This window comes from Frigidibacter sp. ROC022, from assembly GCF_024723735.1.
In the GTDB taxonomy this organism is placed as follows: Bacteria; Pseudomonadota; Alphaproteobacteria; order Rhodobacterales; family Rhodobacteraceae; genus SLM-1.
In genome coordinates this window covers 556458-582341 of the sequence record NZ_JANQDU010000001.1, presented here as the reverse complement: position 1 = coordinate 582341, position 25884 = coordinate 556458, and the positions used below count along the sequence as shown (strand labels likewise).

Here is a 25884-nt window from a genome sequence, read left to right as displayed (position 1 = left end):
CGGTGCTAGACGTCATCGCCATGCCCCGCACGCAAACCTTCGCGCACCCGATGCGCGATCGCGATGAACTCGGCGCTGTCGCGGATGTCGAGCGGCCGCTCCTTCGGCAAGGGGCTGTCGATCACATCGGTGATCCGTCCCGGCCGCGGGCTCATCACCACGATCTTGGTCGAAAGATAGACCGCCTCGGGGATCGAATGGGTGACGAAACAGATGGTCTTCTCGGTCTGCGCCCAGAGCCGCAGCAACTGTTCGTTCAGCCGGTCGCGGACGATCTCGTCCAGCGCCCCGAAGGGTTCGTCCATCAGCAGCAGATCGGCGTCAAAGGACAGCGCCCGGGCGATCGAGGCCCGTTGCTGCATTCCGCCCGACAGCTGCCAGGGGAATTTCCGGCCGAAGCCCTCCAGCTCGACCAGAGCCAGAACACGCTCCACCCGTTCGGCCTGTTCGGCCTTGGAAAACCCCATGATCTCGAGCGGAAGCGAGACGTTCCTGGCAATGGTCCGCCAGGGATAGAGACCCGCCGCCTGGAACACATAGCCATAGGCCCGCGCCCGCCGCGCCTCGTCGGGCGTGACCCCGTTGACGGTCAGGCTGCCGTCGGTCGGCGTCTCCAGCCCGGCGATGCAGCGCAGGAAGGTTGTCTTGCCGCAGCCCGAAGGGCCGATGAAGCTGACGAACTCGCCCCTGTCGATGCCGAGATCGACATCCTTCAGGGCATGAACCGGGCCGTCGCCGGTCTGAAACGTCAGGTTCAGGCCGGCGGCATCAATGACATGCGAGGCCATCAAACCCCCGTCGCCGGAACGCCGGTACGGGTCACGGGCCGCGGCGAGGTCAGTTCCTTCCACTGGCTCAGCGCCCGGTTCACCGGGGTGTTTGCACTGCGCTTGACGAACTGGCCATGGCCCTCCTTGGGCTGCAATTCGCCGTCCATCACCGCGACCCGGCCCCGGGTCAGGGTATAGCGCGGCAGGCCCTTCACGGTCTTGCCCTCGAAGACGTTGTAATCAATGGCGGATTGCTGCGTGGCGGCGGTGATCGTCTTGGTCTTTTCGGGGTCCCAGACCACCAGATCGGCATCCGCCCCGACCAGCACCGCGCCCTTTTTCGGGTAGCAGTTCAAAATCTTGGCGATGTTCGTTGATGTGACCGCGACGAATTCGTTCGGCGTCAGCCGCCCGGTGCCGACCCCATGGGTCCAGAGCATCGGAAGCCTGTCCTCCAGACCCCCGGTTCCATTGGGAATCTTGGTGAAATCGCCGACCCCGTAGCGCTTCTGCTCGGTCGAGAAGGCGCAATGGTCGGTGGCGACGCAGGACAGCGTCCCCGACTGCAGCCCGGCCCAGAGACTGTCCTGATGCTTCTTGTCGCGGAACGGCGGCGACATGACGCGCCGCGCGGCATGGTCCCAGTCGGGGTTGAAATACTCGCTCTCGTCCAGCGTCAGGTGCTGGATCAGGGGCTCGCCCCAGACCCGCTTGCCGGCCATCTTTGCGCGCCGGATCGCCTCATGCGCTTCCTCGCAGGAAGTATGCACGACATAGAGCGGCACCCCCGCCATGTCGGCGATCATGATCGCGCGGTTGGTCGCCTCGCCCTCGACCTGGCTCGGTCGGCTGTAGGCATGGGCCTCGGGACCGGTATTGCCCTCGCGCAGCAGCTTGGCCGACATTTCCGCCACCAGGTCGCCGTTCTCGGCATGGACCAAGGCGATCCCGCCCAGGTCGCCGAGCCGCCGGAACGACGAATACATCTCGTCGTCATTGACCATCAGCGCGCCCTTGTAGGCCATGAAATGCTTGAAGGTGGTGATGCCCTCGTCGGCGATGATCGTGGCCATGTCGGCAAAGACCTTCTCGCCCCACCATGTCACCGCCATGTGGAAGGAGTAGTCGCAATGCGCCTGGGCCGACTTGTTGTGCCAGCCCTTCAGCGCGTCGTGCAGGCCTTGGCCCTGGCCCGGCAGCACGAAATCGACCACCATCGTGGTTCCGCCCGCCAACGCCGCGCGGGTGCCGCTTTCGAAATTGTCGGTGGAATAGGTGCCCATGAAGGGCATCTCGAGATGGGTATGCGGGTCGATCCCGCCGGGCATGACGTAGCAGCCGGTGGCGTCGAGTTCCTCGTCGCCCTTCAGGTCCGGGCCGATGGCGGTGATGACGCCGCCTTCGACCAGCACATCGGCCTTGTAGGTCAGGTCGGCGGTGACGATTGTGCCATTCTTGATGACTGTGGTCATGGTCGGTCTCCTTGGGCGTTAGTCGGCGTAGGGCGTGAAGTCCGGGATTTCGGTTTCGGGGCATTGCCCCGGCATTCCGGCGGCGAGGATCAGGGCATTCTCGACCACCAGCGCATAGGCGTCCTCGCCCGGGACCAGGCTGCCGTCGTCCCGCGGTTTGGGCAGGTCGCGCAGCGCCAGCAGCGCCGCCGCCATGTCCTCGGGCCAGCCCAGGTCGGCGGCATAGGCCGCGGCCAGGCCGGCACTGCTCAGCGTCCGGACCATGGCCATGCGGCTGACGCTGCGGCTCTCTCCGGCCTCGTCCAGCATCTCCGCGACCTTGCTCATGGTCTTGCCGGCGGCGATGCAATCGGCCTTTTCCTCGGCCAGGGCGCCCTGCGCGGCGGCAATGCCGACCGCCGCCGTGACCCCGAGCCTCATCTGGCGCCCGCCGCTGGCCGCCGAAACCGCAGAGAGCGCCTGTCGGATCACCCGACCACCTCCGCCGTCTCGACCACCGCGTGAAACAGCACGTCCACACCCTTCCGGGCCCATTCCGGCGTGATCTCCTCGGCCTCGTTGTGGCTCAACCCGTCAACGCAGGGACACATGACCATCGCCGTCGGCGCCACCCGGTTGATCCAGCAGGCGTCATGCCCGGCGCCCGAAACGATATCCATATGCGAATAACCCAGCCGCTCGGCGGCGCGGCGCACGGTGGAGACGCAGTCGGGATCGAAGGCAGGCGGATCGAACTGGCCGGAGCTCTGGCAGGAGAATTCGACCCCCAGTGCCTCGCAGAGCTTCGGCGCCTTTTCCTCCAGCTCGGCGACCATGGCATTCAGCGTCTCCAGCACATGGCTGCGGAAGTCGATGGTGAAGACCACCTTGCCGGGGATGATGTTGCGCGAATTGGGATAGACGTCGATATGGCCGATGGCGCCCACCGCGTTCGGCTGGTGCTTCATGGCGATCTCGTGCACCAGTTCGGTGATCTGGGCCAGGCCCCGGCCGGCGTTGCGGCGCATCCTCATCGGGGTCGAGCCGGTATGGCTTTCCTTCCCGGTGACGGTGCATTCGATCCAGCGCAGCCCCTGTCCATGGGTGACGACGCCGATGTCCTTGCCCTCGGCCTCGAGGATCGGCCCCTGCTCGATATGCAGCTCGTAGAAGGCCTTCATCTTGCGGGCGCCGACCTCTTCCTCGCCGCGCCAGCCGATCCGCTTCAGCTCGTCGCCGAACTTCTTGCCCTCGGCATCGACGCGCTCATAGGCCCAGTCCTGATCGAGCACGCCGGCAAAGACGCCCGAGGCGAGCATGGCGGGGGCAAAACGGGTGCCCTCCTCGTTGGTCCAGTTGGTCACCACGATCGGATGCCGGGTCTTGATCCCCAGATCATTCAGCGTCCGCAGGATTTCCAGCCCGCCGAGCACGCCCAGAACGCCGTCGTATTTTCCGCCCGTGGGCTGGGTGTCGAGATGGCTGCCGACATAGACCGGCAGCGCGTCCGGGTCGGTGCCTTCGCGGCGGGCGAACATCGTGCCCATCTGGTCGACCCCCATGGTCGCGCCGGCCGCCTCGCACCAGCTCTGGAACAGCTTGCGCCCCTCGGCATCGGCATCGGTGACGGTCTGGCGGTTGTTGCCGCCCGCGACGCCCGGCCCGATCTTGGCCATTTCCATAAGTGAGTCCCACAACCGCTCACCATTGATCTTCATGTTTTCAGCAGGGGCGGCCATGGCGATACCTCATTTCAGTTCGATTGCGACGAAGGGCAGCCGCGCCGCTCCGCCAGAGATGATACTGCGCGTTGCCCCGACCCGGCGGGCGTAGCCGCGTCCAGCCGGGTTGCGGCAACGGATCAGCGTGGAAATGATCTGGCCGATGGCGGCAGCGACGCGGGCGGCGCGGACATGGAGAGCGGTCCCCTGCCCCGGCGTCACCGCCCCGCCCGCCATCAGTCGAGCGCCTCCAGCACCTCGCGCAGGGTGCCGATCAGCTGATCGACATGGGACTTCTCGACGATCAGCGGCGGCGACATGGCGATGATATCGCCGGTCGTGCGCACCATGATCCCCTTTTCGAAGCCCTTGAGGAAGGCGTTGAAGGCGCGCTTCGTCGGGGCGCCGGGGATCGGCTCCAGCTCGATCGCGCCGATCAGGCCGAGGTTGCGGATGTCGATCACATGCCGCGTGCCCTTCAGCGAATGCAGCGCCTCTTCCCAATAGGGTGCGATGTCGGCGGCGCGCTGGAACAGGCCCTCTTCGCGATAGACCTCCAGCGTCGCGAGCCCGGCGGCACTGGCCAGCGGCGACCCGGAATAGGTGTAGCCGTGGAACAGCTCGATCATGTGCTCGTCGCCGGTCATGAAGGTGTCGTGGATCTCCGAGGTGGTCAGCACCGCCCCCATCGGCACCGTGCCCGAGGTCAGCCCCTTGGCCGTGGTGATCAGGTCGGGCGTGACGCCGAAATACTCGGTGGCGAAACTGCTGCCGAGCCGGCCGAAGCCGGTGATGACCTCGTCGAAGATCAGCAGGATGCCATGCTTCCTGGTGATCGCGCGGAGCCTTTCCAGATAGCCCTTCGGCGGCAGGATCACCCCCGCGGACCCCGCGACGGGTTCGACGATGACGGCGGCAATCGTGTCGGCGCCGTGCAGCGCGATCTTGCGCTCCAGATCATCGGCCAGTTCGGCGCCATGCTCGGGCAGGCCCCTGGTCCAGCGGTTCTGCTCGGGCAGATAGGTGTGCGGCAGGTGATCGGCCCCCGGAAGCAGGCTGAACACCCGGCGGTTGTTGACCAGCCCGCCGACGCTGATGCCGCCGAAGCCGACGCCGTGATAGCCCTTCTCGCGCCCGATCAGCCGGGTCCGGCTGCCTTCGCCCCGGGCCCGGTGATAGGCCTGCGAGATCTTCAGCGCGGTATCGACCGATTCCGAACCCGAATTGGTGTAGAACACATGGTTCATGCCCTCGGGCGCCATCTCGACGATCCGGTTGGCCAGTTCGAAGGCCGCCGGGTGGCCCATCTGGAAGGCCGGCGCATAGTCGAGCTCCGCCGCCGCTGTCTGGATCGCCTCGACGATCTTCGGACGGCAGTGCCCGGCGTTGCAGCACCACAGGCCCGCCGTGCCGTCCAGGATCTGGCGGCCGTCGGCGCTGGTGTAATGCATGTCCTTGGCCGCAACCAGCATCCGGGGCGCCTTCTTGAACTGCCGGTTCGCGGTGAAAGGCATCCAGAATGCAGACAGATCGTTCGGCACGGGTTTGCGGTCAAGCGCCATGGTATCCCCCAAGGGTGGGCCCGCCGCGCAGCATTCCTTCGCGACCGGGCCGGTCCAATTAATTTGACCATTAGGTCAAGAGGACGCTACCACCCTATAACGATCAGTCAAGGGACGACGGGAGGTGAACGGGTGCCAGAAGACCTGATGCGGGACGAAGACTCGGCCGAGCCGAAGAAACCACGCCAGACCCGCATCCAGCGCAAGAACCGTCAGGCGATCCTCGAGGCCGCGCTCGACGCCTTCGCCGAGGCTGGCTTCCGCGGCACGACGCTGGACCGGATCGCCGAGAAGGCCGGGCTGTCGAAGCCCAATCTGCTGTACTACTTCGCCTCGAAGGAGGCGGTGCACGGCGCCCTGCTCGACGGGCTGCTGGATCTCTGGCTGGCGCCGCTCCGGGCGATGGATGCCGATGGGGAACCGGTCGAGGAAATCGTCACCTACGCATTGAAAAAGCTGGAAATGGCGCGGGTCATGCCGCGCGAAAGCCGGCTGTTCGCCGGCGAGATCCTGCATGGTGCGCCGCATATGATGCCCGAGATCGAGGGCCCCCTGCGCGCCCTCGTCGACGAGAAGGCGGCGGTGATCGCGGACTGGATGGCCCAGGGCCGGCTGGCCCCGACCGACCCGCGCCACCTGATCTTCTCGATCTGGGCGACGACCCAGCATTATGCCGATTTCGATGTGCAGGTCCGCGCCCTTCTGCAACCGAAACGGGACGAGCATTTCACCCAGGCGGCACAGTTCCTCGAAACGCTCTATCGTCGCGCCCTGACCCCGGCCTAGGCATCCGGGGGCCGGTTGCCCGAAGTTTCAGCGTTTCGTTAACCGAACCGCGCGGCTCCTGTCGGCAGTTAACCGGTCGTTCATGCCTCTGCCGCAGAGTCGGCGCCGGGTCGGGGGTTCCGATCGAGGAGCCATAGGTATGCTGGCATTTGCCGGATCAATTGCGCTCAATCATCACGTGCCGCCGGTGGCGGTTGCCGAGTCGCACCCGACCGCGTCCGACAGGGACGGGTCCCGGGCAGGTGCGGCGGCGCCCCGCGGGAATGCCCCCGGTCCTCCCGGTCCGGCCGGCACGGGAACCCCCGATCCTCTCGACACCACCGCGGAACGGCCGGTGCCGGCGCTGGCCGATCCCTATGCGCTGACCGGGCCGAGCCCCGCCTTCGATGCCAATGTGCTGGATGCCGAGCGGGATCTGGACGCCGTCCTGGCCCGGATGAACGCTTCGCGGGCACAGGCCGAAATGGCCCGGATGGCGGCGCCGACCATGCCGGACGGCCCCCCGGCGGCGGTGCCGGATCGGGCGGCGGATGACACCGGACCCGCCGACCCGGGCGACGGCGCGCCGTGATCCTCCGGGGCGGTCCCGCCCGTTGCCTCTATTCGGCGGCCTTCACCGTCGGGTTGTTCGGATGCGTCGTCCAGTTGGCGTAGTCCCTGCTCACCACCTTGCCGGTCCGCGCATCGACACTGCCCGGCGCCAGTTCTTCCATGGTGATGCAATTCTCGACCGGGCAGACATCCACGCAGAGATTGCAGGCGACGCATTCGTCGTCCTGCACCTCGAACACCCGGCCCGGCAGCATCGCGATCGCCTGATGGCTGGTATCCTCGCAGGCTGCAAAACAGCGCCCGCACTTGATGCAGGACTCCTGGTCGATCCGGGCCTTGGTGATGTAGTTCAGGTTCAGATACTGCCAGTCGGTGACATTGCCCACCGCCCGTCCCGAGACCGCCGCGACCGAGGCATGGCCCTTCTCGTCCATCCATTCCGCCAGGCCCGAGATCATCTCCTGCACGACCTTGAAGCCATAGGTCATCGCCGCGGTGCAGACCTGCACATTGCCGGCGCCCAGTGCCAGGAACTCGGCCGCGTCGCGCCAGGTGGTGATGCCGCCGATGCCGCTGATCGGCAGATCGGCGGTCTCCGGGTCGCGGGCGATCTCGGCCACCATGTTCAGCGCGATCGGCTTCACCGCCGGGCCGCAATAGCCGCCGTGGCTGCCCTTGCCGTCGATCGAGGGCAGCGGCGACATCGTGTCGAGATCGACCCCGGTGATCGAGTTGATCGTGTTGATCAGCGACACCGCATCGGCGCCGCCGGCCTTGGCCGCGCGGGCCGGCTTGCGGATATCGGCGATGTTCGGCGTCAGCTTCACGATCACCGGCATCCGGGTGTACTGCTTGCACCAGCGAGTCACCATCTCGATATATTCCGGCACCTGGCCGACCGCGGCCCCCATGCCGCGTTCGCTCATCCCGTGCGGACAGCCGAAGTTCAGCTCGATCCCGTCGGCGCCGGTGTCCTCGACCAGCGGCAGGATCGCCTTCCATGCGGCTTCCTCGCAGGGCACCATGATCGAGGCGACCAGCGCCCGGTCCGGCCAGTCGCGCTTGACCTGCTTGATCTCGCGCAGGTTCACCTCGAGCGGCCGGTCGGTGATCAGCTCGATGTTGTTCAGCCCCAGAAGCCGCCGGTCGGCGCCCCAGATCGCGCCATAGCGCGGGCCGTTGACATTGACGACAGGAGGACCCGCCTCGCCCAGCGTCTTCCAGACCACACCGCCCCAGCCGGCCTCGAAGGCGCGGCGGACGTTGTACTCCTTGTCCGTTGGCGGCGCCGAGGCCAGCCAGAACGGGTTGGGGGATCTGATCCCCACGAATTCGCTCTGAAGATTGGCCATCGGCGTCCCTTTCCCTGACTGAGGCCGCGCTCAGGTCGAGCGCAGCAGCACTTTCGACGAATTCACCGCAGCGGCGATCTTTTCATAGGCGGCCGACTGCGATGGCTTGATGTCCGACGACCGCAGCAGGACCGTCTCGGTCTCTTCGATGATCTCTAATGCTGCGGCCTGTGCGGCCTTGAGTTTCTCCGGCGAGACCGGGCGCACCGAGCGTTTCGCCTCGGGCACCTTGACGTCGGGCAAGGCGGCCGGGGCACGGTTCGCCGCGGCGAGACCGCTGAGTTGCGAGGCCGCCCGTGCAACCGCTTCGCGGGCATCGCCGAAGGTCGCGTTGTCGGGAATATCCGCGGCGGTCCGGGTATAGCCTTCACCCAGACAGTCGATCCGGTACTCGGCCGAGCTCAGCGACTGACAGGTCTGGTTGACCTTTTCCAGCTTGCTGGCGATGGCAACGGCCACGACCAGCGCCTGCGCGAGCGCCTGTGCGCCGTTGTTGTCGTCATCGTCGGACCTGGTTTCGGTCCGCGAATAGAAGCCGAACGGGGTGATGACGACCTTGGTGTCGCTCTTGCCGTCGCTGCTGGTCGTGGAGCAGGCCACAAGGCCGAACAACGCCGGCGCGACCAGCACCGAGGACAACAGCGCCGTCCGGCGCTTGCGGCGGGTGGCGGGCGGCGCGTTGGCCAGGGGTTGACGGGCGGTAACGTGAGTGGATTGGGGCATGGCAGTTCCTCCTGCGTCAATCATTGCAGCGGAGGTCTGCGAAATCAAATAGCGATACAACTTTCTCACGACCGAAACACGGCGCCCCGGCCCCGTCCCGGGGCGGCTTTCCGGCCGCCAGACCGGCGCATCGGAATATGCCGCGGGCCATTGCCGGGGCCGCGATATCCGACCGCCCCGGGTTCATGACCCTGCGGCCATCAGGGCCTGATGGATGTCTTCGGCGGCATCCCGGCCTTCGGCCACCGCCGTCACCGTCAGATCCTCGCCGCCGCTGGCGCAGTCGCCGCCGGCCCAGACCCGGTCCAGCGAGGTCCGCCCGGCGCCGCTCACCGCGATCTTGCCGCCGTCCAGCGCCAGGCCCTCGGGCGCGCCTTCCAGCTTCTGCCCGATCGCCTTGAACAGCTGATCGGCGGGCAGGCGGAAGGTCTCACCGGTGCCGGTCAGCCGGCCGTCGGTCACGGTGGTATATTCGAACTCGACCTCGCGCAGCGCCCCCTCGCCCAGCACCGCCACCGGCTGTGCGCCAAAGATGATCCGCACGCCTTTCGAGGCGGCCAGATCCTGTTCGTAGGCCGAGGCCGACATCGCGGCACGGTCACGGCGATAGACGATGGTGACGTTCTCGGCGCCAAGCAGCCGCGATTGCACCGCGGCATCCACCGCCGTCATCCCGCCGCCGATGACCACGACATTGCGGCCCACCGGCAGTTCGGCCAGATCCTCGGCCTGGCGCAGGTCGGCAATGAAATCGACCGCATCGCGCACGTTGGGCAGGTCCTCTCCCGGCACCCGCAGCGCGTTCACCCCGGCCAGTCCGATCGCCAGGAACACGGCGTCATGCTCGGCCCGCAGGCTTTCCAGATCCAGCGCGGCACCCAGGGCCTGACCGGTCCGAAGCTCGATCCCGCCGATCCGCAGCAGCCACTCGACCTCGGCTTGCGCGAATCCATGCGGAGTCTTGTAACTGGCGATGCCGTATTCGTTCAGCCCGCCCGGCTTCGGCAGCGCATCGTGGAGCACCACGGAATGGCCCTTCATCGCCAGCCGGTGCGCACAGGCCAGCCCCGCCGGCCCGGCCCCGACCACCGCGACCGTCTTGCCGGTGGGCTTCGCCCGGGTGAAGGGATGCCCCCCCGCGGCCATCAGGCTGTCGGTGGCAAAGCGTTGCAGGCGCCCGATCTCGACCGGCTTGCCCTCGGCCGCCTCGCGCACGCAGGCCTCTTCGCAGAGCGTCTCGGTCGGGCAGACCCGGGCGCACATGCCGCCCAGGATGTTCTGGTTGAAGATCGTCTTCGCCGCCGCCCCCGGCTGACCGGTGGAAATCTCGCGGATGAACAGCGGGATGTCGATGCTGGTCGGGCAGGCATCGATGCAGGGCGCATCGTGGCAGAAGTAGCAGCGATCCGCCGCCACCCGCGCCTCGTGCCCGTCCAGCGGCGCGTGCAGGTCGCCGAAGGCTTCGGCATATGCCTCGGCCGGCAATCGTCCCGGCTGTATGCCCGGTGTCCGCATGTCATTGGCCATAGGCTCGCTCCGTTGTTTCGGTGGCTGGCCATGGAACTGTGCCACAGGCAGATATTTTATCAACTGGTAAAATCATGCCGCCCGGCATTATGTGCCGATTGACCCGGAAACTGGCGCTTTCCTAAGCAGCATGGCTGCGTTACAAGCGGTACCGCAGGAACCGTCCCGGAAAGATGGGCGAAGACAACGGGCAAATTATCAGCGGGCCGACCATATGTCTGAGAAGAAGAACGAAGCCGATGTCGCGTTTATCCAGGCGCTCGCCGCCCTGTTGCGGGAAAACGACCTGACCGAACTGGAGGTCAAACGCGAATATGGCGAGGCCGACCGGCTGAATGTCCGGGTCAGCCGCAAGCCGCCTGCGGTGGTTCAGCATGTCGCCGCCCCGAACGCGGCCCCCGCCCCCGCCGCTCCTGCCGCCGCCGCGCCCTCGGCCCCTGCGGCCGCCCCCGCGGCCAACACGGACCCGGCCGATCTGCCCGGCGCCCTGACCTCTCCCATGGTCGGCACCTGCTATCTTGCGCCCGAACCCGGCGCCGCCCCCTTCGTCAAGATCGGCGACGCGGTGTCCGAAGGGCAGACCGTGCTGATCATCGAGGCGATGAAGACGATGAACCAGATTCCCGCGCCCAAGGCCGGGATCGTCCGCCGCATTCTGGTCGAGGATGCCACGCCCGTCGAATACGGTGCGCCGCTGCTCGTCATCGAGTGAGGGCGGGGCCATGTTCGACAAAATCCTGATCGCCAACCGTGGCGAGATCGCCCTCCGGGTGATCCGTGCCGCACGCGAGATGGGCATTCGGTCCGTGGCCGTGCATTCCACCGCCGATTCCGACGCCATGCATGTCCGGATGGCCGACGAGGCGATCTGCATCGGCCCGCCCGCCAGCGGCAAGAGCTATCTTTCGATCCCGGGGATCATCTCGGCCTGCGAGATCACCGGCGCCGAGGCGATCCATCCCGGCTACGGCTTTCTCAGCGAGAACGCGCAATTCGTGCAGGCGGTCGAAGACCACGGCCTGACCTTCATCGGCCCCTCGGCGGAACATATCCGCATCATGGGCGACAAGATCACCGCCAAGGAAACCGCCAAGGCCCTGGGCATCCCGGTGGTTCCCGGCTCGGAAGGCGGGGTGCCGGACTTCGCGACCGCAAAGAGCGTCGCCGAGGCGATGGGCTTTCCGGTCATCATCAAGGCCACGGCGGGCGGCGGCGGCCGCGGCATGAAGGTGGCGCAGGACGCGGGAGAACTGGAAGTCGCCTTCCGCACCGCCCGGTCCGAATCCAAGGCCGCCTTCGGCAATGACGAAGTCTATATCGAGAAATACCTGCAGAAGCCGCGCCATATCGAAATTCAGGTGTTCGGTGACGGCAAGGGCAACGCGGTCCATCTGGGAGAACGAGACTGCTCGCTGCAGCGTCGCCACCAGAAGGTGCTGGAAGAGGCCCCCGGCCCCGCCGTCTCCGAGGAACAGCGCGCCAAGATCGGCAAGATCTGCGCCGACGCGATTGCCAAGCTCGGCTATTCCGGCGCCGGGACCATCGAGTTCCTCTTCGAGGACGGCGAGTTCTATTTCATCGAGATGAACACCCGCCTGCAGGTCGAACACCCGGTGACCGAAGCGGTCTTCGATGTCGATCTGGTCCGCGAACAGATCCGCGTCGCCGCCGGCGAACCCTTCGGCTTCAGCCAGGAAGACCTGAAGATTCGCGGCCATGCGATCGAGGTCCGGATCAACGCCGAGAAACTGCCGACATTCTCGCCCTGCCCGGGCCGGATCACCCAGTATCACGCCCCCGGCGGGCTGGGGGTGCGGATGGATTCGGCACTCTATGACGGCTATGTCATCCCGCCCTATTACGACAGCCTGATCGGCAAGCTGATCGTCCACGGCCGCGACCGGCCCGAGGCGCTGGCGCGGCTGAACCGGGCCCTGGGCGAGCTGATCGTCGATGGCGTGGACACAACGGTGCCGCTGTTCCACGAACTTCTGGCCGATCCGGACGTGCAGGCGGGAACCTACAACATCCACTGGCTGGAAAAGTGGCTGGAGAAGACCCTGGGCTGACCCAAGACGCGATCTCTCCCGAGCTGCTGTTGCGCGGCTATGCGATGGGCATCTTCCCGATGGCCGATGGCCGCGATGCGGACGAGATATTCTGGGTTGATCCACGCCGGCGCGGCGTGCTGCCGCTGGACGGGTTCCACATCTCGCGCTCGCTGGCGCGGCGGATGCGGCGCGGCGGCTATCAGGTGACGCTGGACCGGGACTTTGCCGGCGTGCTCGACGGCTGCGCCGACCGGCCCGAGACCTGGATCAACGCCGAAATCCGGGCGCTCTACCTGGCCCTGCATCAGAAGGACGCCGCGCATTCCATTGAAATCTGGAACGAATCCGCGCTGATCGGCGGCGTCTACGGCGTCACCCTTGGGGCCGCCTTCTTTGGCGAAAGCATGTTCTCGCGGGCCACCGATGCCTCGAAACTGGCGCTGGCGCATCTGACCGACCATCTGGCGCGGCAGGGGTTCCGGCTGTTCGACACCCAGTTCCTCACCGATCACCTGGCCAGTCTCGGAGCGGTCGAAATCTCGCGTTCCGAATACCACCGGCGCCTGCACGAGGCGCTGTCGGCCCGGGCCAGCTTTGGCGCCGATCGTCCCCTGGCCCCGGCTCAGGAGGTGATACAGCGCAGGACCCAGACATCGTAGCGCGGATCGTCCAGCGCGTTCAGCGCCGGTGAACTCGCCACCATCCAGCCAGAGAACAGCGGCGCCTGCCCGGCCGCGGGATTGGCGCTGGTGATCGTCACATGGGCATAGGCATTGCCGGCCGGGTTGCCGGTGGGAAAGCGGCAATCCTCGACCGAGACGACCAGCTTGCCATAGGTCTGCGCGGTGCCGCTCGGGATCTCCAGATCGGTGGTCTCGCCCGACATCCGGTCCAGCGCCCGCAGCACGGCGCCGCTGGCTTCGGTGGTCTGCTGCTGCGTTGTGGTCGCGCCGGTGCCCAGCACCGCCAGCGCCAGAAGAAGCGCCCGGATCATTCCGCAGGCTCCGGCTCGGCGGCATCAGAGCCCGATCCGCCGCCGCCGACATATTTCAGCAACAGCTCGATCAGGCTGACCGAACCCTGAGTAAATTCGATCTCGTCGCCGGGTTTGTAATTGGTCAGCGATCCACCCGGCAGCAGTTCCACGAAACTGCCGCCCAGCAGGCCCTCCGAGGCGATCCGCGCCTCGGTGTCGTCGGGCAGCTGCACATCGGCCCCGACCGACAGCGTGGCATCGGCAAAGAAGGTTTCGTTGTTCAGCTTGAGATCGGTGACGGTGCCGACCTTGACCCCCGCCAGCCGCACATCGGTGCCGACGGTCACGCCCTCGACCGAGCGGAACGAAGCGGTCAGCGGATAGCTGGCGCCACCGCCTGCAAAACCCGACAGCTTGCTGCCATAGACGATGAAACCCGCCGCTGCGATCAGCACCAGCCCGCCAGTGACGGTTTCGGTCAGAGTTCCTGCCATGCGACTGCTCTCCGGTCCAGGGCCCTGCCCGGTTACTCGGGCGTCCAGGCCTCGTAATCCTGGCGCACCACCGGCTGCGCCCGACGGATCGAGCCGGGCGGCACATAGGCAGCCTCGGTGCCGGTCAGGTTCGGGACATGGGGTTTTTCCCAGGGCTTGTGCGGCAACGGCGACTGGGTCGGCGGCTGCTCCCAAGTGTGGTGCAGCCATCCATGCCATTCCGGAGAGATCCGGCTGGCCTCGGCCTCGCCATTATACAGCACCCAGCGGCGCTTGCCGTCCTTGGTCTGGAAGAAACGGTTGCCCTCGGCATCCTCGCCGACCTTCTGGCCTTTGCGCCAGCTCCACAGCTGGGTGTTCAGGGTTTGCCCGTTCCACCAGGTCAATGCCCTCAGGATGCCCGTGAGAATGCCCATTTCCGTTCCATCTTCCGACTGTGCGCTTTGCGATATATGGGCGAATTCGTCAGGAAGGTCTAGGACCATCCGGGCCGTCTCCCCGCCCGTGCGGCGGCATGTCGCCCGCTCGGGGCAGCCGCGCCGTCACCTCGATCTCGATCTTCATCTCGGGGGTCTGCAATCCGGCCCGGATCATCGTCGCCGCGGGCCGGGCCCGGGCGAATGCCGCCGAAACCACCGGCCAGCAGGGCGGCCAGTCATCGCCGTCCGGCAGGATGTAGCGCACCCGCACCACATCGTCGAGCGAAGCCCCGGCCTCGGCCAGAGCCTTGCGAATGGTTTCCAGCGCATTGCGGCACTGGTCCTCGACCCGCTCGGGCATGGTCATCTCGGCATAGTCGTACCCGGTGGTTCCGGCGACGAAGACCCAGCCGTCGCTGACCACGGCGCGGGAATAGCCGATGTCCCGCTCGAAGGGAGAGCCCGATGATATGAGACGGCGGGTCATGGGTCAGTCTCCATAGCGGATTCGGGCAGCCAGACGCTCGGGCACGGAATAGAGAAACACCGTCTCGCCGACGCCGTCCCGGATATACCACGATCCCGGCGTGTTCAACGCCCGTTCCAGCCGCCCGGCCAGTGCCGCGTCCCAGTATCGGCTGCAGAAGTCCAGCGCATCGCGGGTGGTATCGTTCAGCGGCGGCGCCGGGCTGGCCTGCCAGTTCCCGCCATAGGCGAATTGCCAGCCGTCGCCGCTGACGGCAGTGGGCGGAGTCGGCGCGGCAGCGTCGGACAGCTCGACGATTCCATAGCTGCAGTCCCAGGATTCGGCGCCCCAGCCATGCCAGCGCCGCGAGGCAAGAACCCGGTCATGCTCCAACACGCCCGCGAACAGTTTCTCTGCATAGCCGGGATTGTCGCGCAAGCGCCGCAGCGCCGGATAGCCCCACAGCAGCCCGGCGCCCAGCAGCGCCAGCAGAATCGTTCCGGAAACCGCACCGCGCACCAAGGACCGGAGGACGCCCATTCACGGCAGCCCTCGCCCGCCCCGGCCTCAGCCCGCGGCGGCTTGCTCTTTCTTGCCTTCCGCGAAGATCAGCAGCGGCTTGGCGCCCGAGGTCACGGCTTCCTCGTTCACCACGACCTTGTCGACATTGTTGAGCGAGGGCAGGTCGAACATGGTTTCCAAGAGGATGTCTTCCATGATCGAGCGCAGCCCGCGCGCCCCGGTCTTGCGCGCGATGGCACGCCGGGCAATGGCCAGAAGCGCATCGTCGGTGAACTGCAATTCGGTGTCTTCCAGTTCGAACAGCCGCTGGTACTGCTTGACCAGCGCGTTCTTCGGCGCCGACAGGATCGTGACCAGCGCGTCCTCGTCCAGATCCTCCAGCGTCGCGATCACCGGCAGGCGGCCGACGAATTCCGGGATCAGGCCGAATTTCAGCAGGTCTTCCGGCTCCAGCGACTTGAACACCTCGCCGACGCCGGCGCTGTCCACTTCCTTGACCTCGGCGCCAAAACCGATGGCCGAGCCCTTGCCGCGCTGCGAGATGATCTTGTCCAGCCCGGCAAAGGCGCCGCCGCAGATGAACAGGATGTTCGTGGTGTCCACCTGCAGGAATTCCTGCTGCGGATGCTTGCGGCCGCCCTGCGGCGGAACTGAGGCCACCGTGCCCTCCATGATCTTCAGCAGCGCCTGCTGCACGCCTTCGCCGCTGACGTCGCGGGTGATCGAGGGGTTGTCGGACTTGCGGGTGATCTTGTCGACCTCGTCGATATAGACGATGCCGCGCTGCGCCCGTTCGACGTTGTATTCACTGGCCTGCAGCAGCTTGAGAATGATGTTCTCGACATCCTCGCCGACATAGCCGGCCTCGGTCAACGTTGTGGCGTCGGCCATGGTGAAGGGCACGTCGAGGATGCGCGCCAGCGTCTGCGCCAGCAGCGTCTTGCCGCAGCCCGTGGGGCCGATCAGCAGGATGTTCGACTTCGCCAGCTCGATGTCCTGCGACTTGGCCGAATGGTTCAGCCGCTTGTAATGGTTGTGGACCGCGACCGAGAGCACCTTCTTGGCATGCATCTGGCCGATCACGTAATCGTCCAGAACCTCGCAGATCTCCTTCGGGGCCGGCACGCCGTCCTTGGACTTGAAGCCCTGGGTCTTGGTCTCTTCACGGATGATGTCCATGCAGAGCTCGACGCATTCATCGCAGATGAACACGGTCGGCCCGGCGATCAGTTTCCTCACCTCATGCTGCGACTTGCCGCAGAATGAGCAGTAAAGGGTGTTCTTGCTGTCGCCCGAATTCGTCGCCATCTCAGTCCCCTGCCGTCCGCTGTTCCGACCCGAATTCCGCCCCGAATTGAGTCTCGCCAACCCGTCCGTCTTCCGGCCCATGGGGCCGGCCGCCAAAGTCTAGGGCAGCGGAATCACAGGCACAACGCCAAATCGTCCTGATCACTCGCCCGTGTCGCAACGGACTCACCTCGGGTCCCCGCGTCATCAAACCTCCGGCACGCGGCTCGACATGATCTCGTCGATCAGGCCCCAGTCCTTGGCTTCCTCGGGCGACATGAACCGGTCGCGGTCCAGCGCGGCCTCGACCGCCTTCAGCTTCTGGCCTGTATGCTTTGTGTAGATTTCGTTCAGCTGATGCTTCAGCTTCAGCGTTTCCTGGGCGTGGATCATGATATCCGTAGCATTGCCCTGATACCCGCCCGAGGGCTGGTGCACCATGATCCGGCTGTTCGGCAGCGAATAGCGCATCCCCTTTTCCCCGGCGGCCAGCAGCAGCGCGCCCATCGAGGCGGCCTGGCCCACGACCAGCGTGGAGATCTTCGGCTTCACGTATTGCATCGTGTCATAGATCGACAGGCCGCTGGTCACCACGCCGCCCGGCGAGTTGATGTACATCGAGATTTCCTTCGACGGGTTCTCCGCCTCCAGGAACAGCAGCTGCGCGCAGACCAGGGTCGAAATCCCGTCATGCACCGGCCCGGCCAGAAAGATGATCCGCTCCTTCAGAAGCCGTGAAAATATGTCATAGGCCCGTTCGCCCCGGCTGGTCTGTTCGACCACCATCGGGACCAGGGTATTCATGTAAAACTCTGCCGGATCGCGCATCTTGCCTGCTTTCTTCCTGGGCACCGTTCTAGCCGGTGGTGGGTTAAACGAGTCTTAGTGGTGCCACCCGGGGGCTGCAAGGGGAGGAACCCATGCATTGCCGCGGCTGGCCCGACGACACCCTCAGCCGGCCGGCGTTCGGATCCGCCCCCGTTCCGACCGCCGCCCGCGGTGCCGGGCCGTTGCTGGACAAGCTTCGCCCGGCAACCATAGTCTGACCGCAACGAGGGAGGATTGGCATGGCAACCGCGAGAACCGTCATCATCGAAGCGCCAGGCGGGCCCGATGCGCTCAAGCTCGCCGATCTGCCGCTGGGCGATCCGGGGCCGGGCGAAATCCGCATCCGGCACAAGGCCATCGGGCTGAACTTCATCGACGTCTATCACCGTTCCGGGCTCTACAAGCTGTCGATGCCGCATGCGATCGGGGCCGAGGGCGCCGGGGTGGTCGAGGCGGTGGGCGACGGCGTGACCCATCTCAAGCCCGGCGACCGCGCCGCCTATGCGGCCATGCCGCCGGGCAGCTATTCGGAGGCGCGGGTGATGCCCGCCGCCCAGGTCTGCCCTCTGCCCGACGGGGTGTCCTTCGAACAGGCCGCGGCCGCGATGCTCAAGGGCATGACCGTCAACTACTTGTTCCGCCGCGTCACCCCGATTGCCCCCGGCGACAGGGTGCTGTTCCACGCCGCCGCGGGCGGGGTCGGAAGCATCGCCTGCCAATGGGCCCGGGCCGAAGGCATCGAACTGATCGGCACCGCCGGCTCGGACGAGAAATGCGCCCTGGCCCGCGACAGCGGCGCCGCCCATGTCATCAACTACCGGACCGAGGATTTCCCGACCCGGGTCCGCGAACTGACCGAGGGTCGCGGCGTAGACGTGGTGATGGACGGGGTCGGCAAGGACACTTTCGACGCCTCGCTCGACTGCCTGCGACCGCTGGGCTTCATGATCTCCTTCGGCAATGCCTCGGGCCCGGTGCCGCCGGTCGATCTGCTGAAGCTCGCCGCCAAGGGCTCTCTGAAGCTGACCCGGCAGACGCTGTTCACCCATATCGCCGACCCCGACACCTGCCAGCAGATGGCCGCCGAGCTGTTCGAGATGATCGCCTCGGGCAAGGTGCGGATCCGGATCGACCAGAGGGTGCCGCTGGAACAGGTGGCCGAGGCGCATCGCGCGCTCGAATCGCGGGCCACCACCGGCGCCACCGTGCTGACGCTCTGACCCCGCCCCCTGGCGGACACCTCTTTCCCGACGCCGCAAGGCCATTCACATCACGCGAGGACTTTCTGCATGCAACTCTACTCCACCATCGACCCGCGCTTCGACGCGCTGATCCACAAGAACGTCCGGATGGAGACCCTCTGGACCGGAGCGCGCTGGTGCGAGGGGCCGGTCTGGGTGCCCTCGGGGCGCTATCTGCTCTGGTCCGACATTCCGAACGACCGGGTGATGCGGTGGGACTGGGCCGATGGCCATGTCTCGACCTTCGAGCAGCCCTGCTTCAACCGGAACGGCCACACGATCGACGCCCAGGGCCGGGTGATCGCCTGCGAGCACCGAGGCCGCGCCGTGACCCGGACCGAGCATGACGGAACCCGCCGGGTGCTGGCCGACCGCTACCAGGGCAAGCGCTTCAACTCGCCCAACGACGTGGTGGTCAAGCGCGACGGTTCGATCTGGTTCACCGATCCCTCCTACGGGATCGATTCGGACTACGAGGGCGACAAGTCCCCCTCCGAGATCGGCGCCCGCAATGTCTACCGGATCGACCCCGACGGCAGCGTCGAACGGGTCATCGACGACATGGTGCAGCCGAACGGGCTGGCCTTCTCGCCGGACGAGAGCCTGCTCTATGTCGCCGACACCGGCCGCACCCATCAGCCCGACTGCACCCCGGCAATCCGCGCCTACCCGGTCGCGGCGGACGGGAAATCGCTCGGCGCCGGGCAGACGCTCTGCGAATGCGATGTCGGCCTCTATGACGGTTTCCGCGTCGATACCGACGGCAACATCTGGTCCTCGGCGGGCGACGGCGTGCATTGCTATGCCGCCGACGGCACGCTGCTGGGCAAGATCCTGGTCGACGAGGTGGTCGCCAACATCTGTTTCGGCGGCCCGAAGCTGAACCGGCTGTTCATCTGCGCCACCACCTCGCTGCGCTCGATCTATGTCAACGCCCGCGGGGTGTCGCACTTCGCCTGATCGCGCCGGCGCTCCATCAGGAGCGCCCGGCCCCAGGGCGTGTCGAGCGGCCCGCCCGCGATCCGGAAGCCGGCCTTCTCATAGGCCCGGATCGCCCGCCGGTTGTCGGGATGCGGATCGGTGCCGACCGCCGGGGCGCCGGCCCCGAACAGGCTGCGGACATGCTGGTCGATGAAGGCCGGCCCATGGCCCTGCCCCAGCATGTCGGCCTCGCCGATGAACTGGTCGATCCCGCGCGCCCCCGGCGGCAGATAGGCGAAATGGTGATCGGGCTCGTCATGGACGCCATAGTCCTGGATATAGGCAAAGGGCCTGCCCGCCAGTTCGACGATGCTCGGCACCGTGCCCGGGTCCACCTGCCCCGGCGGTTCCGCCCCCTCCTGCGGCCACCAGCGCAGCACATGCGGCGCCTGGCGCCAGCGCCGCAGCAAGGGCAGATCGGCCCCGGTCAGGCACCGGATCAGATAGCGGTCCATGCCCCAAGACTGGCAAACCCGGACCCGCGCCGCAAGACGCCCCCGGCGGGCCGCCGCCCCGTCGCCGGAAAGAGGCGGGGAAAAGTGCCGCAGGGCCCGTCAAGCCATTGAATAATCCGTCCGGGACCGTTTAGCTGGCCCCGACCCGCCGCTGGGAGTCCCGATGCGCTATTCCGCCCTGAAAATCCTGACCCAAGGTCTGACCGGCAACAAAGGCTGGACCCCGGCCTGGCGTCAGCCCGAACCGAAATCCGACTATGACGTGCTGATCATCGGCGGCGGCGGGCACGGGCTGGCGACGGCCTATTACCTGGCCCGGACCTACGGGCTGACCAATGTCGCGGTGCTGGAAAAGGGCTATCTCGGCGGCGGCAATGTCGGGCGCAACACCACGATCGTGCGGGCCAACTACTTCCTGCCCGGCAATTCCGAGTTCTACTCGCATTCGCTGAAGCTCTGGGAAGGGCTCGAGGCCGACCTGAACTACAACGTGATGCATTCGCAGCGCGGGCTGATCAACCTGTTCCATTCGGACGGCCAGCGCGACGCCTTCGCCCGGCGCGGCAATGCGATGATCAACCAGGGCGACGACGCCGAACTGCTCGACCGCGACGGGGTCCGCGAATACCTGCCCTATCTCGATTTCGACAACGGCCGCTTCCCGATCTACGGCGGGCTCTACCACCCGCGCGGCGGCACCGCCCGGCACGATGCCGTGGCCTGGGGCTATGCCCGCGCCGCCGACCAGCGCGGTGTGGACCTGATCCAGAACTGCGAGGTGACCGGCATCGACATCTCGGGCGGCAAGGTCACCGGGGTGCAGACCACGCGCGGCGCGATTCGCGCGAAGAAGGTCGCCATCGTCACCGCCGGCCGCTCGGGCCAGGTCGCCGCGATGGCCGGTCTGCGGCTGCCGATCGAAAGCCACATCCTGCAGGCTTTCGTCACCGAGGGGCTGAAGCCGGTCATCAACCATGTCGTCAGCTTCGGCATGGGGCATTTCTACATCTCGCAGTCCGACAAGGGCGGGCTGGTCTTCGGCGGCGATCTCGATCTCTACGCCTCCTATGCCCAGCGCGGCAATCTGCCGATGGCCGAACATGTGATGGAGGCGGCGATGACGCTGATGCCGATCATCGGACGGGCCAAGGTCCTGCGCAGCTGGGGCGGGATCATGGACATGACGCCGGACGGCTCGCCGATCATCGACAAGACCGGGATCGAGGGGCTCTACATCGACTGCGGCTGGAACTACGGCGGCTTCAAGGCGGTCCCCGCCTCGGGCGACTGCCTGGCGCACCTGATCGCCACCGACAAGCCGCACGAGGTCGCCAAGGGCTTCCGGCTGGACCGGTTCCGTACCGGGCGCGGGATCATCGACGAGGAGGGCACCGGTGCGCAGCACAACCTTCACTAGAGACACCGGACGGCCGGCTTGCCGCGACACCGGGCCGGAGGGGCAGGACCGGGGGATTGCGGACGCCCGGAACAGGCCCTCGGGAATGGTGATCTGCGCCGCTCTCGCCTGTCTCGCCGCCCTGCCCGCCCGGGCCGAGGGCCCGCCACCCGGCTGCTACGACCGCAGCTACAGCGCCGCCCATCTGGCCTCTCACCCCGACCAGATCGCCGCCAGAATACGGCTCTGGCTGGAACCCGACGGCGACGGCACCAACGCGGTCGGCAACCTCACGATCTGGACCGCCGACCAGGGCCATGCCCGGCGCGACGGGCTGGGCAACAGCCGATTCGATTCCTTCCTGCTGTGCTGGACCGAGAACGGCCGCGACTTCTGCGGCATCGAATGCGATGGCGGCCATGCCTCGATCACCGTCAAGGGCGACACGCTTGACCTGAGCACCGACGGGATGTGGGTCGGCGAAACCCAGGGCTGCGGCGGCGCCATCGACATTGCCGAACGCCCCGATACCCGAGTCACCTACCGCATGACCCGCGTCCCCGACGCCCACTGCAACGACTGAGAGCCTGATGCGAATCCCCTGCCCCCTCTGCGGCCCCCGCGACCTGCGCGAATTTTCCTACCGCGGCCATGCGGTCGGGCTCGACCGTCCGGCGCCCGACGCCGGCGAGACCGCCTGGGACGAGTTCGTCTATCTGCGCGAGAACCCCGCCGGTCCGACGCAGGACCTCTGGTATCACGAGGCCGGCTGCGGCGCCTGGCTGGTGGTCGAGCGCAATACCGTGACGCATGAGATCACCGGCGCCCGGCTCGCCTCGGAGGCCGCGTCATGAGGGTCGCGGGCCGTGGCATCGTCGATCGCAGCACGCCCGTCGGGTTTTCCTTCGACGGCAAGGAGTTCACCGGCTTCGCGGGCGATACGCTCGCCTCGGCGCTGCTGGCCTCGGGGCAGCGGCTCATCGGCCGCTCGTTCAAGTACCACCGCCCGCGCGGTGTCCTGACCGCCGGCTCCGAGGAACCGAACGCGCTGGTGACCACCGGGCGCGACACCGACCGGACCCCGAATGTCCGGGCCACGGTGCAGGAGATCTATGACGGGCTCGAAGCCCAGAGCCAGAACGCATGGCCCTCGCTCGGCTTCGACGCGCTGGCGGTGAACGACTTGCTGTCGCCCTTCCTCGGCGCCGGGTTCTATTACAAGACCTTCATGTGGCCGGTGAAGTTCTGGGAAAAGCTCTACGAACCGCTCATCCGCCGCGCCGCCGGGCTGGGCGCCCTCTCCGGCGCCCCCGACCTGGCGCCCCGCGAAAAGGCCTACGCCTTTTGCGACTTGCTGGTGATCGGCTCCGGCCCGGCCGGCCTGGCCGCGGCGCTGCTGGCGGGACGGGCCGGGGCGGATGTGATCCTGGCCGAGGAGGACTCGGTCTTCGGCGGCCGGCTGAACGGCGAAGCGCTGCAGATCGACGGCCAGCCCGGCCGCGACTGGGCCGCCGCGGTTCTGGCCGAGCTGCAGAGCCTGCCCAATGTCCGGCTGATGCGGCGCACCACGGTGACCGGCGCCTATGATCAGGGCACCTATGCCGCGCTGGAACGGGTGAACCTGCACCGCACCCCGCCCGGCGATGCGCCGATCGAATGCTTCTGGCGGATCGTCGCCAAGCGGGCGATCCTCGCCGCCGGGGCGCAGGAGCGGATGATCGCCTTCCGCAACAACGACCGCCCCGGCATCATGCAGGCCTCGGCGGTGCGCAGCTATCTGCATCGCTTCGGCGCCGTCGCCGGGGCGCGGGTCGCGGTGTTCGGCAACAATGACGACGCGCATCGCACCGCCCACGATCTGGCCGCCGCCGGGCTGACCGTGACGGCGCTGATCGACACAAGGCCCGACGCCGTTGTCGAAGGCCCGTTCCCGATCTTCCGCGGCGCCGAGGTGATCAACACCGCAGGCCGCACCGGGCTGCACGGGCTCAGCCTGCGCCACGCCGGCGGCAAGGCGGATATCGAGGCCGATTGTCTTGCTGTTTCAGGAGGTTGGAACCCGAACCTCGCGTTGACCTGCCATCATAACGGACGCCCGGTCTGGGACGAGAAGATCGCCGCCTTCGTGCCCCGGCCGGGGTCGGTTCCGGGGCTCGAAGCCGCCGGCGCGGCGCTCGGCGTCTTCTCCACCAGGGGGGCGCTGGATTCGGGCGCAAACTGCGCCAAGACCGCCCTGCAAGCCCTTGGATTCAAATGCCCTTCATGGGAACCACCGGAAGCGGAAGAGGCCGAGCCCGGGATCACCGCGCATTGGGCTGTGCCGGGTCCGGGCCGGGCCTGGCTCGACATGCAGAACGACGTCACGGTCAAGGACGTGAAGCGCGCCGCGCAAGAGGGCTTCTCCTCGGTCGAACACATGAAGCGCTACACCACCCAGGGCATGGCGACCGACCAGGGCAAGACCTCGAATGTCTCGGCCCTGGCGATCCTGGCCGATACCACCGGAAACGGCATTCCCGCCACTGGAACAACCACTTACCGCCCACCCTTCACACCGGTCTCGATCGGCGCAATGGGCGCTGGCGGCTGGGGAATGGGCTTTGCCCCGCAGCGCTTCACCACCTCGCACGCCGCTTCGGTGGACCGGGATGCGCCGATGGTCGAGGTCGGTCTGTGGTATCGGCCCAGCTACTTCCCGCGCACCGGTGAATCCAGCTGGCGCGAATCCTGCGACCGCGAGGTGACCATGGTCCGCGAGACGGTCGGGGTCTGCGATGTCTCGACCCTCGGCAAGATCGACATCCAGGGCAAGGACGCCGCGGAATTCCTTGATTTTGTTTACACAAACACGTTTTCGACCCTGCCTGTCGGCAAATGCCGCTACGGGCTGATGCTGCGCGAGGACGGCTTCGTGATGGATGACGGCACCTCGGCCCGACTGGGACCCGAGCATTTCGTCATGACCACCACCACCGCCGCCGCCGGGCCGGTGATGAAGCATCTCGAATTCGTCCGCCAGGCCTTCCGGCCGGGCAAGGACATCCGGCTGATCTCGGTCACCGAACACTGGGCGCAGTTCTCGGTTGCCGGGCCGAAATCGCGCGAGTTGGTGAACGCAGTGCTCGACAAGCCGATCGACGACGACGGCTTCCCCTTCATGGCCTGTGGCGCGGTCAGCGTCGCCGGGACGCCCGGGCGGCTGTTCCGGATCTCCTTCTCGGGCGAGCGCGCCTATGAAATCGCGGTGCCGGCCCGCTATGGCGACAGCCTCTACCGGCTGCTCGTGGCCCAGGCCGAGGCACTCGGCGGCGGCCCCTACGGGATGGAGGCGCTGAACGTGCTGCGGATCGAGAAGGGCTTCATCACCCATGCCGAGATCGACGGCCGCACCACCGCCTTCGACCTCGGCCTTCAGGGCATGATCTCGAAGAAGAAGGACTGCATCGGCAAGACCCTCTCGGCCCGGCCCGGGCTGATGGAGGACCGGGAGGAGATGGTCGGCCTCAAGCCGGTCGGCGGCGTCATGCAGCTGACCGCCGGGGCGCATCTCTTCGCCGCCACCGACAAACCGCTTCGCCAGAACGTGCAGGGTCATGTCACCTCGGCCTGCCATTCGCCGACGCTGGGCCATCCGCTGGCGCTGGCCTTCCTCAGAAACGGCCGCGCCCGGCATGGCGAGACGGTGAAGATGGTGGACCACCTGCGCAAGATCGAGACCCTGTGCGAAGTCACCCATCCGGTATTCTTCGATCCCGAAGGAGGGCGCGCCCGATGAGCCGTCTGATTGCCCGTGCCCCGGCCGAGGGGCTGACTCCGCTGGATGCCGACGGCACCACGCTGATCGAATTGCCGATGGAGCCGATCACCGCGATCAGCCCCTTCGCAGGGCAGGAGAAAGCCGTCAACGCCGCGTTGAAGCCGCTGGGCCTGCGTTTCCCGAAACCGGGCCAGTCGCTGGCCAGGGGCAAGGCCCGCATCCTCTGGACGGGGCAGGATCAGGCCTTCCTGATCGGTGTCGCGCCGCCCGAGATTCCCGGCGCCGCTCTGGCCGACCAGTCCGACGGCTGGGCGCGGCTCCGCCTGACCGGCGCGCTGGCCGAGGCCGCGCTGGCCCGGCTGGTGCCCCTGGACCTTCGGACCGGGGCCTTCCCGCTCGACGCCACCGCCCGCAGCCTACTCAACCACATGCCACTGTCCGTCACCCGCACCGGGACCGACAGCTTCGATCTGATGGTGTTCCGCTCGATGGCCACGACCGCGGTGCATGAGCTGGACGTCGCCATGCGCAGCGTCGCCGCCCGGCAGGACGGCGGCTGAGCCCGGG

29 protein-coding genes are annotated in these 25884 nt (G+C 67.0%); 12 read left to right on the top strand and 17 right to left on the bottom strand.

Annotated features, from left to right (window positions below):
* Window positions 1–5: 5 nt before the first annotated feature.
* From NUW50_RS02805 to NUW50_RS02780, 6 genes are read right to left on the bottom strand one after another with little or no spacing between them, the layout of a single operon-like run.
* A complete protein-coding gene (locus NUW50_RS02805) occupies window positions 6–788 on the bottom strand; it encodes an ABC transporter ATP-binding protein (protein WP_258287541.1) in 783 nt (260 codons plus the stop codon).
* On the bottom strand, window positions 788–2242 hold the full coding sequence (hydA, locus tag NUW50_RS02800) for a dihydropyrimidinase (protein WP_258287540.1): 1455 nt from the start codon (window positions 2240–2242) through the stop codon (window positions 788–790). The genes NUW50_RS02805 and hydA overlap by 1 nt, the downstream gene beginning before the upstream one ends.
* An 18-nt stretch (window positions 2243–2260) precedes the next feature.
* Window positions 2261–2713, bottom strand: a complete 453-nt coding sequence (locus NUW50_RS02795) for a hypothetical protein (RefSeq protein WP_258287539.1) — start codon at window positions 2711–2713, stop codon at window positions 2261–2263.
* Window positions 2710–3960, bottom strand: coding sequence for a Zn-dependent hydrolase (locus NUW50_RS02790; RefSeq protein WP_258287538.1), 1251 nt, complete (start codon window positions 3958–3960; stop codon window positions 2710–2712). The genes NUW50_RS02795 and NUW50_RS02790 overlap by 4 nt, the downstream gene beginning before the upstream one ends.
* A 9-nt stretch (window positions 3961–3969) precedes the next feature.
* Window positions 3970–4179 (bottom strand): hypothetical protein, encoded by a 210-nt coding sequence (locus NUW50_RS02785; RefSeq protein WP_258287537.1) that lies wholly within the window; start codon window positions 4177–4179, stop codon window positions 3970–3972.
* Complete coding sequence (locus tag NUW50_RS02780) at window positions 4179–5504, bottom strand: aspartate aminotransferase family protein (RefSeq protein ID WP_258287536.1); 1326 nt, start codon at window positions 5502–5504, stop codon at window positions 4179–4181. Before NUW50_RS02780 ends, NUW50_RS02785 begins: the two co-directional genes overlap by 1 nt.
* A 147-nt stretch (window positions 5505–5651) precedes the next feature.
* On the opposite strand from NUW50_RS02780, the gene NUW50_RS02775 reads away from it, so the two are divergent.
* Together NUW50_RS02775 and NUW50_RS02770 are read left to right on the top strand one after the other, a co-directional pair.
* Complete coding sequence (locus tag NUW50_RS02775) at window positions 5652–6290, top strand: TetR family transcriptional regulator C-terminal domain-containing protein (RefSeq protein WP_258287535.1); 639 nt, start codon at window positions 5652–5654, stop codon at window positions 6288–6290.
* A 139-nt stretch (window positions 6291–6429) separates the two neighbouring features.
* Window positions 6430–6861, top strand: a complete 432-nt coding sequence (locus tag NUW50_RS02770; protein WP_258287534.1) for a hypothetical protein — start codon at window positions 6430–6432, stop codon at window positions 6859–6861.
* A gap of 28 nt (window positions 6862–6889) precedes the next feature.
* Here the strand turns inward: NUW50_RS02770 and preA are convergent, their stop codons facing one another.
* The 3 genes from preA to NUW50_RS02755 form a co-directional block, all read right to left on the bottom strand.
* Window positions 6890–8194: an NAD-dependent dihydropyrimidine dehydrogenase subunit PreA gene (gene preA, locus NUW50_RS02765; RefSeq protein WP_258287533.1), complete on the bottom strand. Its 1305-nt coding sequence runs from the start codon at window positions 8192–8194 to the stop codon at window positions 6890–6892.
* A gap of 30 nt (window positions 8195–8224) precedes the next feature.
* Window positions 8225–8917: a hypothetical protein gene (locus NUW50_RS02760; RefSeq protein WP_258287532.1), complete on the bottom strand. Its 693-nt coding sequence runs from the start codon at window positions 8915–8917 to the stop codon at window positions 8225–8227.
* Window positions 8918–9100: 183 nt separating this feature from the next.
* Window positions 9101–10444 (bottom strand): NAD(P)-dependent oxidoreductase, encoded by a 1344-nt coding sequence (locus tag NUW50_RS02755; RefSeq protein ID WP_258287531.1) that lies wholly within the window; start codon window positions 10442–10444, stop codon window positions 9101–9103.
* A gap of 214 nt (window positions 10445–10658) precedes the next feature.
* Between NUW50_RS02755 and accB the strand changes: the two genes are divergently transcribed.
* The 3 genes from accB to aat are packed head-to-tail and all read left to right on the top strand — an operon-like array spanning window position 10659 to window position 13154.
* The gene (gene accB / locus NUW50_RS02750) at window positions 10659–11156 is read left to right on the top strand and encodes an acetyl-CoA carboxylase biotin carboxyl carrier protein (protein WP_258287530.1); all 498 of its coding nucleotides are present in this window, start codon (window positions 10659–10661) and stop codon (window positions 11154–11156) included.
* 10 nt (window positions 11157–11166) lie between these two features.
* Window positions 11167–12513, top strand: coding sequence for an acetyl-CoA carboxylase biotin carboxylase subunit (accC, locus tag NUW50_RS02745; RefSeq protein WP_258287529.1), 1347 nt, complete (start codon window positions 11167–11169; stop codon window positions 12511–12513).
* A 44-nt stretch (window positions 12514–12557) separates the two neighbouring features.
* Window positions 12558–13154: a leucyl/phenylalanyl-tRNA--protein transferase gene (aat, locus tag NUW50_RS02740; protein WP_443135087.1), complete on the top strand. Its 597-nt coding sequence runs from the start codon at window positions 12558–12560 to the stop codon at window positions 13152–13154.
* Here the strand turns inward: aat and NUW50_RS02735 are convergent.
* From NUW50_RS02735 to NUW50_RS02705, 7 genes are all read right to left on the bottom strand, one after another.
* On the bottom strand, window positions 13118–13489 hold the full coding sequence (locus NUW50_RS02735; protein ID WP_258287527.1) for a DUF2155 domain-containing protein: 372 nt from the start codon (window positions 13487–13489) through the stop codon (window positions 13118–13120). The genes aat and NUW50_RS02735 overlap by 37 nt on opposite strands.
* Window positions 13486–13965, bottom strand: a complete 480-nt coding sequence (mlaD, locus tag NUW50_RS02730) for an outer membrane lipid asymmetry maintenance protein MlaD (protein ID WP_258287526.1) — start codon at window positions 13963–13965, stop codon at window positions 13486–13488. Before mlaD ends, NUW50_RS02735 begins: the two co-directional genes overlap by 4 nt.
* A gap of 32 nt (window positions 13966–13997) precedes the next feature.
* Window positions 13998–14381, bottom strand: a complete 384-nt coding sequence (locus tag NUW50_RS02725; RefSeq protein ID WP_258287525.1) for an NADH:ubiquinone oxidoreductase subunit NDUFA12 — start codon at window positions 14379–14381, stop codon at window positions 13998–14000.
* A 49-nt stretch (window positions 14382–14430) separates the two neighbouring features.
* Window positions 14431–14871, bottom strand: a complete 441-nt coding sequence (locus NUW50_RS02720; RefSeq protein WP_258287524.1) for a RidA family protein — start codon at window positions 14869–14871, stop codon at window positions 14431–14433.
* Between the two features lie 3 nt (window positions 14872–14874).
* Window positions 14875–15390: a hypothetical protein gene (locus NUW50_RS02715; protein WP_258287523.1), complete on the bottom strand. Its 516-nt coding sequence runs from the start codon at window positions 15388–15390 to the stop codon at window positions 14875–14877.
* A gap of 27 nt (window positions 15391–15417) precedes the next feature.
* On the bottom strand, window positions 15418–16680 hold the full coding sequence (gene clpX, locus NUW50_RS02710; protein ID WP_258287522.1) for an ATP-dependent Clp protease ATP-binding subunit ClpX: 1263 nt from the start codon (window positions 16678–16680) through the stop codon (window positions 15418–15420).
* Between the two features lie 186 nt (window positions 16681–16866).
* On the bottom strand, window positions 16867–17487 hold the full coding sequence (locus NUW50_RS02705; protein ID WP_258287521.1) for an ATP-dependent Clp protease proteolytic subunit: 621 nt from the start codon (window positions 17485–17487) through the stop codon (window positions 16867–16869).
* Window positions 17488–17726: 239 nt separating this feature from the next.
* Here NUW50_RS02705 and NUW50_RS02700 point away from each other — a divergent pair, with 239 nt between their 5' ends.
* Entirely contained in the window at window positions 17727–18707 is a 981-nt protein-coding gene (locus NUW50_RS02700; RefSeq protein ID WP_258287520.1) for a quinone oxidoreductase family protein, read from the top strand.
* A gap of 69 nt (window positions 18708–18776) precedes the next feature.
* On the top strand, window positions 18777–19688 hold the full coding sequence (locus tag NUW50_RS02695) for an SMP-30/gluconolactonase/LRE family protein (RefSeq protein WP_258287519.1): 912 nt from the start codon (window positions 18777–18779) through the stop codon (window positions 19686–19688).
* Here NUW50_RS02695 and NUW50_RS02690 read toward each other — a convergent pair.
* The gene (locus NUW50_RS02690) at window positions 19652–20164 is read right to left on the bottom strand and encodes a GNAT family N-acetyltransferase (protein WP_258287518.1); all 513 of its coding nucleotides are present in this window, start codon (window positions 20162–20164) and stop codon (window positions 19652–19654) included. The two genes, NUW50_RS02695 and NUW50_RS02690, sit on opposite strands and share 37 nt — an antisense overlap.
* Window positions 20165–20327: 163 nt before the next feature.
* On the opposite strand from NUW50_RS02690, the gene NUW50_RS02685 reads away from it, so the two are divergent.
* From NUW50_RS02685 to NUW50_RS02665, 5 genes are all read left to right on the top strand, one after another.
* Window positions 20328–21581, top strand: a complete 1254-nt coding sequence (locus NUW50_RS02685; RefSeq protein WP_258287517.1) for a sarcosine oxidase subunit beta family protein — start codon at window positions 20328–20330, stop codon at window positions 21579–21581.
* A gap of 85 nt (window positions 21582–21666) precedes the next feature.
* Window positions 21667–22143 (top strand): hypothetical protein, encoded by a 477-nt coding sequence (locus NUW50_RS02680; RefSeq protein WP_258287516.1) that lies wholly within the window; start codon window positions 21667–21669, stop codon window positions 22141–22143.
* A gap of 7 nt (window positions 22144–22150) precedes the next feature.
* Window positions 22151–22414, top strand: a complete 264-nt coding sequence (locus tag NUW50_RS02675) for a sarcosine oxidase subunit delta (protein WP_258287515.1) — start codon at window positions 22151–22153, stop codon at window positions 22412–22414.
* A complete protein-coding gene (locus NUW50_RS02670; RefSeq protein ID WP_258287514.1) occupies window positions 22411–25335 on the top strand; it encodes a sarcosine oxidase subunit alpha family protein in 2925 nt (974 codons plus the stop codon). The genes NUW50_RS02675 and NUW50_RS02670 overlap by 4 nt, the downstream gene beginning before the upstream one ends.
* Window positions 25332–25877 carry a sarcosine oxidase subunit gamma gene (locus NUW50_RS02665; protein ID WP_258287513.1) on the top strand — a complete coding sequence of 182 codons (546 nt, stop codon included), beginning with the start codon at window positions 25332–25334 and terminating at the stop codon, window positions 25875–25877. Before NUW50_RS02670 ends, NUW50_RS02665 begins: the two co-directional genes overlap by 4 nt.
* The last annotated feature ends 7 nt before the right edge of the window (window positions 25878–25884 follow it).